4 protein-coding genes are annotated in these 3,956 nt (G+C 62.0%); all 4 read left to right on the top strand.

The window, feature by feature from the left end; all coding sequences use genetic code 11:
• Positions 1–1,450, top strand: a 1,450-nt coding sequence (locus HP547_RS27640; RefSeq protein WP_172288622.1) for a fatty acid cis/trans isomerase, incomplete at its 5' end; no start/stop codon positions are given.
• A 207-nt stretch (positions 1,451–1,657) separates the two neighbouring features.
• Positions 1,658–2,692 carry an acyltransferase gene (locus HP547_RS27635; RefSeq protein ID WP_172218735.1) on the top strand — a complete coding sequence of 345 codons (1,035 nt, stop codon included), beginning with the start codon at positions 1,658–1,660 and terminating at the stop codon, positions 2,690–2,692.
• 58 nt (positions 2,693–2,750) lie between these two features.
• Positions 2,751–3,335: a Fe-S biogenesis protein NfuA gene (gene nfuA, locus HP547_RS27630; RefSeq protein WP_172218736.1), complete on the top strand. Its 585-nt coding sequence runs from the start codon at positions 2,751–2,753 to the stop codon at positions 3,333–3,335.
• 243 nt (positions 3,336–3,578) lie between these two features.
• The coding region (locus HP547_RS27625; protein WP_172288620.1) for an SCO family protein at positions 3,579–3,956 on the top strand (378 nt) is incomplete at its 3' end.

Genomic DNA, 3,956 nt, shown 5'->3' with positions numbered 1-3,956 from the left:
GGGGGTGATCGTGCACAAGACGCACATCACCTACCCGATGGGGCCGCAGAAGCTCAAGCGGGTCAAGCAACTGTTCTACGCCGGCGACTGGCATGCTGCTGCATTGCCGGGCTATGGCCCGCGTCACCGGGCCAACCCGTTCGAAACCTTCGAGGCGATCCCGGCAGTGGCGCGCTACCAGTTCATGCTGGATAACGCTGAATACTTCGTGCGCACCTTCATCCGTGGCCCGGTGTGCCGTGGGCAGATCGCCACGGACGTGATCCGCGACAATTTCTGGGCGCTGTTCCAGGAACCGGCGCATGACCGCTACATCACCGATGCCAAGTACCGGGGCGAGGCCACGCCGTTGCTGGCCATGCCCGGGCAGATCGATGATGTGGGCAGCGTGCTGGGCCTGTGGCATGCCTACCGCGACAAGCGCAACGAGTACGAGAAGCTGCGCCGTGAAGCCTATGCCGAAATGCCGGCACCGGGTTGGGCGACGCTGTGGGCCGGTAACGACAATGCACTGCTGAGCATTTTCCGTCACTTCGACAGCGCCGCGGTGAGCAAAGGCTTGATCGGCGATGTGCCGCTGACCATGTGGCTGTTCGACTACCCGCTGTTCGAGCGCACTTATTATCAGTTGGCGGTCAACTTCGACGTGTACGGCAATGTTTCGCACCAGTTGCAGACGCGCCTGTACTTCGACCTGATCCGCAATGGCGCCGAGGTCAACTTCCTGCGCCTGATGCCGGCCGATCAGCGCCAGGCAATCCTGAGTGACTGGTACCAGAACAGCGGCAAGGTGAAGATGTGGATGGATTATGAAGACATCGACACCGACACCCCGAGCGGCATCAAGCTCGACCCGCGCAACCCCAAGCGCGACTTTGGCCTGAAGCTGGTGGAGCGCACCGGCAGCCTGAACGCTGCGCCCGACCCGATCAACCGCTGCCAGGGTGCGTTCTGCTCACGGCCGCAGATGAACGAAGCGTTCCGCAATGCCGAGCAGTCGCTCAGCCGCCTGGTGTCGCGCCCGGCCGCAGGGCTCAAGGTGATCAATCAGTTGCCCGAGGCGACGCTGCTGCGCATCGAGGCGCCGGGCGGCCAGCGCCAGGTCTACAGCCTGCTGCGCAACCGCGCGCACAGCAACGTGGCGTTCCTGCTGGGTGAGGCGTACCGCTACCAGCCGGGGCTGGATTCCCTGACCCTGTACCCAGGCGTGCTCAGCAGCTACCCCAACTTCATCTTCAACATCCCGACCGACGATGTGCCGGAGTTTGTCGAAGACATGGAGTATGCCAAGGATGATGCGGCGAGATTTGAACGCATTGTCATGCGCTGGGGCGTGCGCCGTAGCCATCCGCAGTTCTGGCATTACTTCCATGACCTGAACAGCTTCATCAAGGAAACCCAGCCGGTCGAGGCCGGGGTGCTGGACATGAACCGCTACGAGAACCTCTGATCGGGGTGGCTGACCTTTCCGATCAACCTGCGGTCGGAAATAGTGGGTGGTCCGGGGGCTGCGCTGCAGCCCAATCGCCGGCAAGCCAGCTCCCACAGGGGCCGCGTTGCTTTCGGTTGACGCGGTCCCTGTGGGCGCTGGTTTGCTGGTGATGGAGCGCACTGCGCTCCCGAAGACCTCAATGCACCGGCAATTGCAGGGTATTCCATGCTGTATTCGCTTCAGGCACTGCGGGCGTTCGCCGCCTGGGTGGTGGTTTGCCACCATTTCATGCAGATATTCTTCGACTTCCACGCAACCGGCCCGATCGGCCAGTTGCTCACTGACCGCGGCGCTGTCGGCGTCGATATTTTCTTCGTCATCAGCGGGCTGGTCATCTACCTGTCGACCTGCGACAAAACCATCGAACCGCGCCAGTTTCTGCTCAACCGCGCCTTGCGCATCGTCCCGGCCTACTGGTTCTACACGGCGCTGATGGCGCTGCTGCTGCTGGCCTTCAGCCAGTGGATGCCACACCAGGAATTCGACTGGCATCACCTGCTTCTGTCGTTGCTGTTCATACCGGCGGAAAACCCCGGTGGCTATGGCCTTTACCCGACCTTGAACGTGGGCTGGACGCTGAACTTCGAAATGTTCTTCTACCTGCTGTTCGGCCTGGCCTTCCTGGTGCGTCAGCGTCATCACCAGTTGCTGGTGACCGCCTTGTTGTTACTGCTTAGCGAGGTCCTGGGTCGGCTGGGCCTGCTCAGCCACTTCTACAACAACGGCATCATCTACGAGTTTTTGCTCGGTATCGGCCTGGGTGTGCTGTACCGCCGCGGGCTGATCCGCCAGGGGCGCTGGCTGCCGCTGGTATTGCTGGCTGCGGCGGGCCTTGCCATCTATCACCTGGATGCGTCCCTGCGCCTGCTCCACTGGGGCGTGCCCAGCGCGATGATCGTGCTGGCATTCATTGCCCTGGAGCCGATGTTCCAGGGCAACCGGCTGCTCAAGGCTTTGGGCGATTGTTCGTACTCGGTGTACCTCATCCATGTGCTGGTGCTGTATGCCGGCTGGTTCGCCAGCCAGCGCCTGCACCTGAACCCCTACCTGGTGTTCGCCCTGTGCGTGCCGTCCATTGGACTAATGTCGTGGTTCAGCTACCAGTGGCTGGAACGCGGCCTGTACCGGCGCATGCAGGCGTGGCTGGCGGCGCCACGGGGGCAGGCCCCGGAATACGCGCTTTCCCGAGTCAAATACTAGGACTTTGTACAAAGGCCGGGTTGGCGTACACTTGGCCGCAAGTCTGTGAGGAACCTACATGAGCGCTATAACCATTACCGACGCCGCCCATGACTACCTGGCCGATCTGCTCTCCAAGCAGAACACGCCTGGCATCGGCATTCGCGTTTTCATCACCCAGCCGGGCACGCAGTACGCAGAGACGTGCATTGCCTACTGCAAGCCGGGCGAAGAAAAGCCTGACGACACCGCCGTGGGCCTGAAGAGCTTCACGGCGTACCTGGACGCGGTCAGCGTGCCGTTCCTGGAAGACGCACTGGTGGACTATGCCACCGACCGTATGGGTGGCCAGCTGACCATCAAGGCACCGAACGCCAAGGTGCCGATGGTCAACGAAGACAGCCCGATCAACGAGCGCATCAACTACTACCTGCAAACCGAGATCAACCCCGGTCTCGCCAGCCACGGTGGCCAGGTCAGCCTGGTGGATGTGGTCGACGACGGCATCGCCGTGCTGCAGTTCGGCGGTGGTTGCCAGGGTTGTGGCCAGGCCGATGTGACCCTGAAGGAAGGCATCGAGCGCACGCTGCTTGAGCGTATCCCGGAGCTCAAGGGCGTGCGTGACGTGACCGACCATACCCAGAAAGAAAACGCCTACTACTGATGCAGGCGCGGTTTGTGTGGGGTGGCCTTCAGCCGTGAAAAGCCGCCCTCACAAAGCCTTCCCTTAGCAACAAACTGTTACGGTTTCAACCCCTGCGACAACAGGCCGCAGCCCGTATTCAAAGGGCTGTAGCCCATCACCGCCATGGTCGGGTAGAACCCCTGGGGGTGTCATGCCAGAATGCCCCGGTTTTTCGGTCGGCCCGTCCCAAGGGTCGGCACCTTCCCTGTAAAGGATGGTTTCATGAATGATCTATATACCCGGCGCGCAGTTGTCGCCGGGATGGGCGTTCTCGGGCTTGGTTTGCTGGCTGGCTGCAGCCCGGCCCGGGGGCTCGACTTCAAGTACGGCAAGAACATGAGCAACGAAATCCTGGGGCGCAAGTTCAGCCTCAAGGACCCGCAAGGCAACGTGCGAACCCTGTCGAGTTTCTACGGCAGCATGCCGATGGTGTTCTTCGGTTTCACCCAGTGCCCGGCAGTTTGCCCGACCGCGCTGGCGCGTGCGGCGCAAATCCGCAAGTTGCTGCGCGGCCGTGACCGCGACCTGTTCCAGGTGGTGTTCATTACCCTGGACCCGGAGCGCGACACCCCCGAAGTGCTCGACGCCTACGTCAAGGCC

Origin of the sequence: Pseudomonas sp. CM27 (assembly GCF_013179515.1) — a bacterium.
In the GTDB taxonomy this organism is placed as follows: domain Bacteria; phylum Pseudomonadota; class Gammaproteobacteria; order Pseudomonadales; family Pseudomonadaceae; genus Aquipseudomonas.
This window is presented reverse-complemented; position numbering and strand designations above follow the sequence as displayed.